This is a genomic window from Ancylobacter sp. (genome assembly GCF_965229075.1).
Lineage (GTDB): Bacteria > Pseudomonadota > Alphaproteobacteria > Rhizobiales > Xanthobacteraceae > Ancylobacter.
The window spans coordinates 1,413,721-1,420,000 of the sequence record NZ_CBDDIO010000002.1; the positions used below are offsets into that span (position 1 = coordinate 1,413,721).

The window sequence follows — 6,280 nt, forward strand, 5'->3', positions numbered from 1 at the left end:
AGCCCATGAACGAGAACCGTGTCACGCATTATCCCGTGGTCATTGTCGGGGGCGGGCAGGCGGGTCTGTCGACCAGCTACCACCTCACCGCGGCCGGCATCGACCATCTGGTGCTGGAGAAGCGCACCGCCATGCACGCCTGGGAAAGCCAGCGCTGGGACAGTTTCTGTCTCGTTACCCCGAACTGGCAATGCGACCTGCCGGGCCATCCCTATGCCGGACCGGACCCGGACGGCTTCATGAAGAAGGACGAAATACTCAACTATCTCAAGGAGTTTCGCGCCAAGGTCGATCCGCCGATCCGCGAGGGGGTGACGGTGCGCCGCGTCAGCCGACGCGCCGAAGGGGGCTTTCTCGTCGCCACCTCCGCCGGCGATGTCAGCGCTGACGCGGTCGTCGTGGCCTCCGGTGGCTATCACGAGCCGATCGTGCCGCGCATGGCCGAGCGCCTGCCGGCCGCGCTCGTGCAACTCCATTCCGCTGAGTACCGCAACGCCGGCCAGCTGCCGGATGGCGCGGTGCTGGTCGTCGGCTCCGGCCAGTCCGGCGCCCAGATCGCGGAGGACCTGCACCTTGCCGGCCGCAAGGTATTCCTGGCGGTGGGCAATGCCCCGCGCTGCGCCCGCTTCTACCGCGGCCGAGATGTGGTCACCTGGTTGGCCGATATGGGCTATTACGACATGCCGGTCGAGCAGCACCCGCTGCGCGAAGGGGTGCGCGACAACACCAATCATTATGTCACCGGCCGCGACGGCGGGCGCGACATCGATCTGCGCCGCTTCGCGACGGAAGGCATGGAGCTGTTCGGCGTTTTGCGGGACTTTGACGGGACGAATCTGCTGTTCGACACCCATCTCGCCCAGGCGCTTGACGATGCCGACCGCACCTATAACGGTATCAACGCCGCCATCGACAAGCACATTGCGGAGAAGGGCCTCACCGCGCCACCGCCCTCGGTCTACACGCCGGTATGGCAGCCGGAGCGGGAGCGGCCCGCGCTCGATCTCGCCGCCTCCGGCATCGGCGCCATCATCTGGTGCATCGGCTTCCGACCCGATTTCCGCTGGCTCGACGCGCCGGTGTTCAATGGCGCCGGCCACCCGCAGCACCGGCGGGGGGTGACTGCGCAGGAGGGTGTCTATTTCATCGGCTTGCCTTGGCTCCACACATGGGGTTCGGGACGCTTCGGCAGCGTCGGGCGCGACGCGGCCCATATCGTCGCCCACATCGCCGAGCGTCGCGCCGGCACCGAAGCTGCCCTCGCCGACCGGGACACCGCCGCATGAATATGGCGCTCCCGTCGGAGGGGCCTGCCCCGGCAGAGGTCTTCCTGGCGGAGGAGACGCTGCTGCTCGGCATGCCGCAGCTCTGCCTTGCCGGCCTTTCCGAGGTCTGGCTGCTGAAGGAACTCGGCCACCGGCACTGGATGGGCCTGGCGCAGCTGGCGGGGCGGGCCGTTCCCGATTTCCGCGCCACGGATGGTGCGCCGGTCTACGCTGCGTTCCGGGCGCTGTCGGTGGAACGGGCCGATTTCGCCGCGCTGGGCGAGAACGACCGATTGACCATCCGCACCACGATATGCCGCCTGACCCACACCCAATGTGCCAGCCGGCACGAACTGACCTGTGAGGGCCAGCCGGTCGGCACGGTGAACCTGGTCTCCACCTTTGTGCGCCGGGCGCCTGGAGGAGGCAATCATACCGTGGCGCGCGTGGCGCTGGAGGCGTTCCCCAAGCTCATGACGCCACTCATGGCACCCGGCTTTGCCGGCGAATCGCTCGCCGCACGCGCCGCGACCTTCCGCAGCAGCGGAGCGGCACCGGAGGCCCAATTCGCCTCCGCCGGCCTTGTCGAGAGCGGGTGCGTCACGTTCGATCCCTGCCCCGCACAGGATTTCAACGGCGCCGGCTTTCTCTATTTCTCAAGCTTCGTTGCTCTGGTCGATCGCGCCGAGTGGCATTTCGACGGCCGGCCGGCGCCCTTGGCAACAACGCGCCGGCGCGAGGTCTATTTTCACGGCAATATCGATCCGGGCGAGCGCGTGGCTGTCCGCCGCCTGAAGGACGAGCAGGGCGCCCGCGAACGCATCCATCACTATCGGCTGGAGCGTGCGGGCGATGGCCTGCCTCTCGCCGACGCCTTTACCCAGCGTGTCTTCTGACCTTCCGCCACGGGTAAGTCCGGCGAAAAGCGGCGCCGTCAACAGGCTGTGAGAAATCCTGCGCGACCCCGTTGCAATCTCCGCGAGGCTGGGGCATAGAGGCGTCCCGTTCGGGGCGGCAACGAAAGCCGACGCGGACGACGGAGCGGGCGGGTGTAGCTCAGGGGTAGAGCACAACCTTGCCAAGGTTGGGGTCGTGGGTTCGAATCCCATCGCCCGCTCCAAATTTTCCTACGTCAGAAAGCCTCGCGCCAGCGGGGCTTTTGTTGTTTTGGGCCTTGGCGATCTCGCTCCATGGCGCGTGGGGGTCACGCAGCGTCTGCGGTGATCGGGCCGAACCACTTCATTCGAGCATCATGTTCGTTGACCCGGCCGTCGCCCTCCCGGGCGCCCCTGACATTGCTCGGGCCGAAGGTTCCGCTGTATTTGATTACCCTCTCACAGCGTGATTCGAGTGCCGCGTGAACACGATGCAACCATCGGCTTTCGACATCTTCCTGGATCTCACCCAGGACCTTGCTGTCGATGTCCCGGCCTATGTGCAGCGGGTTGCGCTGGAAGAGGGGCTCTTCGAAGGTCGACAGGTCACCGTCGTACTTCCCACGGGAGGCGATGCGGCGCTCATCGATACGCTGCGCCCCGCTCAGGTCTTCACCGATGCGTTGGCAGGCCTCGGCTTTGCCCTTGCCGGCGCCGCTGAACGGGGCCGGGCGCTGGCCCTCATTATCGGGGCGTGGCCCTGGCGTAACCAGACCCTGCAGGCGCTTTCAGCCGAAGCCGACCGTGATCCCATGGTCGCAACCGTGCAGCCCCGTTTCAGTGATGTCGAGGCCCGGCATGTCTTCGGGCTTCCCGGAGATCCCAACCGGAAGCTCAGGGCGGCCGCGACCGCCTTGTTGCCAGCGCATTATGTAGCCCCCGAGTTTCTGTCCCATCTTCAAGTGATGACGCCGCAGGCGGTGGCGGCGGTGCCCCCGCTCGCGGCCACCTCGCTCAGCGAGGCCTATGCCGTGATGTTGCGGGGCCTGAGGCGGCGCGGCTATCGCAGCCTCATCTGCAATCGCACGATCGTTCCCTGCCCCGGCGGCACAACGCCTTACCGCGTTCTGCTGGCAGGGGTGGTGCCGGGCGATGCCGAGCATTCCGCTGAGATGATGCGGGACATGCCTGAACATCGGCTGGAGAGAATCCTGACCGACGCCTTCGACGATGATGGGCGTCCGCGGGTTCTCCTGGATTGCAAGGGCCTCCACCCGGTCATGAACGGGACAGCCGTGGGCATTGTCGGCTTGTTGCGCGGGTTTCACGATCTTGCCGATCCGCGCGTGCGGATCAGCGTGCTTGTTGCCGAGGAAGCCGCCCGGTTTCATCGGCTGAAGGTCTTGTTCCCCCGTTTCGATTTCCAGCATGGCGGCCCCCAAGGCGGGTTCATGGCGGCGATCCTGCTGGACCAGCCGTGGGCGATCTCAACGATCCGGGATCTTCATCACGTGGCGGGCCTGATCATGTTCAACATGCTCGATACGATCGCATGGGACATCATCTACGCGGCGGTGCCGGGGCTCGGCCGTGCCTGGACGGTCCTCGGACAGGTAGCGGATACGCTTTTCTTCATATCCGCCTATAGCCGCGATCGGTACGTGTTTCGTTTCCATCCCGATGAGCGGGTACCCCTGCTGGTGACCCACCTAAGCATGGACCCGGCCGAGATCATTGGCGATCCGGAGGCGGGCAGCGTCGCCGATGCACCTTACGTGCTGGTGATGGGTAACAACTATGACCACAAGGATGTCGCCGCGACGCTGGCCAGTCTTTCGACGGCCTTTCCTTATACGTCTTTCATTTCCATAGGCGCGAAAGACGCCCAGGCGGCGAACGTCACCGCGATGGAAAGTGGCGCCCTGTCGCCCGCCCGTATCGCGCGGCTGTTCGCGGATGCGGCGGTCGTGGTGTTCCCGTCGCACTACGAAGGATTCGGCCTACCTGTGGGAGAGGCGCTCGCTCATGGGAAGACGATCATCGTGCGGGAAAGCGCGCTCTGGGACGAGATCGGTGCGCTCTCGTCCCATCCTGAGCGGATCGTGACCTTCCGTGTGGAGAATGATCTCGTCGCGGCTGTCGGCGAAGCGCTTCATGCCGCCCCGGTCGCGACCGACACGCCGATCCTGTCGGAGGGGGCGCCGGAGCCACGTTGGGCGGATTGCGCGCGTGTGATGCTCGACGCCACTCATGCCGCCATGGCCGGCTTCGACGGACGGCGTTGGCTGATCCGGGAAGCCATGCTGGCCGGCGCGTAAGGGACCGTTCGATATGCCCAGGACACCGTCCATTCCTCACGCCCCCCTGACGGAAGAGGTTAGGGGTCGTTACGGCATCGTCCGGTTCTTCGCCAAAGATACCGTCATCGGAGCCGCCTTGCGGGCCTATGGCGAGTGGGCCGAGAATGAACTGCGCTTCCTGCGCCACGTCATTCCGTCGGGCGGGACAGTCATTGATGCCGGGGCCTTCGTCGGTACCCACGCGCTCGCCTTCGCCCGCCGCGTGGGTGACGACGGGCAGGTCCATGCTTTCGAGCCGCAGTCCCGTTCATTCGCGCTGCTTGAGACGAACATCCGCGCCAATGGTCTCCATCACGTCCATCTTCATCACGCTGCGGTGGGCGCGGCGCCGGGCCAGGCCCGTCTCGAGGTGATGAAGGCCGACGAAGCGGCGAATTTCGCAGGTTTGGGTGTTCGTCCGACGCAGGCCGACGCAGGAACCTCCGACGAGGTGCCGGTCGTCGCCATCGACGGTCTGGGTCTTCAGCGCTGTGACCTCATCAAGCTGGATGTCGAGGGCGCGGAGGATGCGGTGCTGCGGGGTGCGGTCGAAACCATTACCCGATTGAAGCCAGTCATCTATGCGGAATGTAATTCGCTAGCCGATGGCGCGCGGAGCTTTGCCGAACTCACCTCCCTCGGCTACGCGCTGTTCATGCATGTCGCGGATGCCTTCAATTCGGACAATTGGCTTGGCGCACGGGAAAACATGTTCGGCGTGGCGCGGGAGGCGGCCATCGTCGGCGTGCCACCCGAGCGGCGCGGGGAAATCGCGGGGCTGACCGACCCGAGCTGGCAGATATTCGAACTCAACAGTCTCGATGATCTCGCCTACGCGCTGCTGCAGAAGCCGCAATATATCGATGAAATCCTGCGCGCGGGCCTTGCCGCCCGATGTGGAGGCCGCGTGGCAAGTGCCTTCGAGTATGCGGCGCTTGAGCACGCTCATCATCGTGTTGTCGAGGCTCAACATCGTCTCGCTACTGAATGCGAGGCGCAGCGTCGCGAACTGGCTGATCTCCGGCAGGTCGTGTCAGCGACCGAGCGGTCGAACATCTTCAAGATTGTGAGGCCCATTATCCGAGCGGAAGCCTCCTTCCGAACCGGCCTGAGGAAGCTGCGCCAGAAAATGCGCACGGGCCTGCCGAAGCGCCGCCCGGTTGCGGCAACAAGGACGGATGACAGCAGGCCCGAGTTCACCATCCGATTGCAGGGTCTGACGGAGCGTGGTGTTGCCCAGACGGTCGCTCGGAAGGCGCCGCTCATGGTGTGCGTGTCGCATGTGTCGCCTTGCCCACCCCGGGCCGGCAATGAGTACCGCATCCTGCAGCTCACACGCTGGCTGCGTTCGCGCGGCCTTGATCTGCTGCTGATCGTTTGTCCGTTGCCGGGGGAGGAACTCGCACCGGAGCGTGCTGTCGCGCTCGCGGCGGAGTTCGACAATGTCGTGGTCGTTGCGCGCGAGGGTGAACTGCGGGCTCAGCTGGCGCGACAGGATCTCGCGGAGGTTCTTGGGTCATTGTCCGGCGTCGATGTCCGGAACTTCGCCGAGGCCCTGGGGGAGGATGCGAACAGCGATGGGCGAATCCTGTCGATCACGCGAACGTTCTGCCCGGATCCTCTACTGGAGGTCATGTGTGCGATCGATGCAGCGGCCAAGCCCTTCGCCTTCCTGCTGAGCTACTGCTTCATGACGCGCGGCGTGCCCCTGCTTCGGCGCGACGTGACGAAGATCGTGGATACCATCGATGTCTTCTCCACAAAGGCGAGCAAGGTTGTGCGGTTTGGCATCGACGACACG

The 6,280-nt window shown here is 65.3% G+C and carries 4 protein-coding genes and 1 tRNA gene (1 of these 5 cut by a window edge); all 5 read left to right on the forward strand.

Going from position 1 to position 6,280, the window contains the following annotated elements; translation table 11 throughout:
• Nucleotides 1–5 precede the first annotated feature (5 nt).
• Nucleotides 6–1,286 (forward strand): MSMEG_0569 family flavin-dependent oxidoreductase, encoded by a 1,281-nt coding sequence (locus ACO07Z_RS12720; RefSeq protein WP_421699048.1) that lies wholly within the window; start codon nt 6–8, stop codon nt 1,284–1,286.
• A complete protein-coding gene (locus ACO07Z_RS12725; protein WP_421699049.1) occupies nt 1,283–2,161 on the forward strand; it encodes a Pnap_2097 family protein in 879 nt (292 codons plus the stop codon). Before ACO07Z_RS12720 ends, ACO07Z_RS12725 begins: the two co-directional genes overlap by 4 nt.
• 149 nt (nt 2,162–2,310) lie before the next feature.
• A tRNA-Gly gene (locus ACO07Z_RS12730) sits at nt 2,311–2,385 on the forward strand.
• Nucleotides 2,386–2,631: 246 nt separating this feature from the next.
• Nucleotides 2,632–4,458, forward strand: coding sequence for a glycosyltransferase (locus ACO07Z_RS12735; protein ID WP_421700808.1), 1,827 nt, complete (start codon nt 2,632–2,634; stop codon nt 4,456–4,458).
• Between the two features lie 13 nt (nt 4,459–4,471).
• Nucleotides 4,472–6,280, forward strand: the 5' portion of a protein-coding gene (locus tag ACO07Z_RS12740; RefSeq protein WP_421699050.1) for an FkbM family methyltransferase. 681 nt of this gene lie beyond the right edge of the window; 1,809 of the gene's 2,490 nt are visible here — the first part of the coding sequence; it begins with the start codon at nt 4,472–4,474; the stop codon falls past the right edge of the window.

Coding starts and splice junctions, on each gene's coding strand:
- ACO07Z_RS12735 (WP_421700808.1), top strand. CDS start 2,632: ATGCAACCATCGGCTTTCGACATCTTCCTGGATCTCACCCAGGACCTT.
- ACO07Z_RS12725 (WP_421699049.1), top strand. CDS start 1,283: ATGAATATGGCGCTCCCGTCGGAGGGGCCTGCCCCGGCAGAGGTCTTC.
- ACO07Z_RS12720 (WP_421699048.1), top strand. CDS start 6: ATGAACGAGAACCGTGTCACGCATTATCCCGTGGTCATTGTCGGGGGC.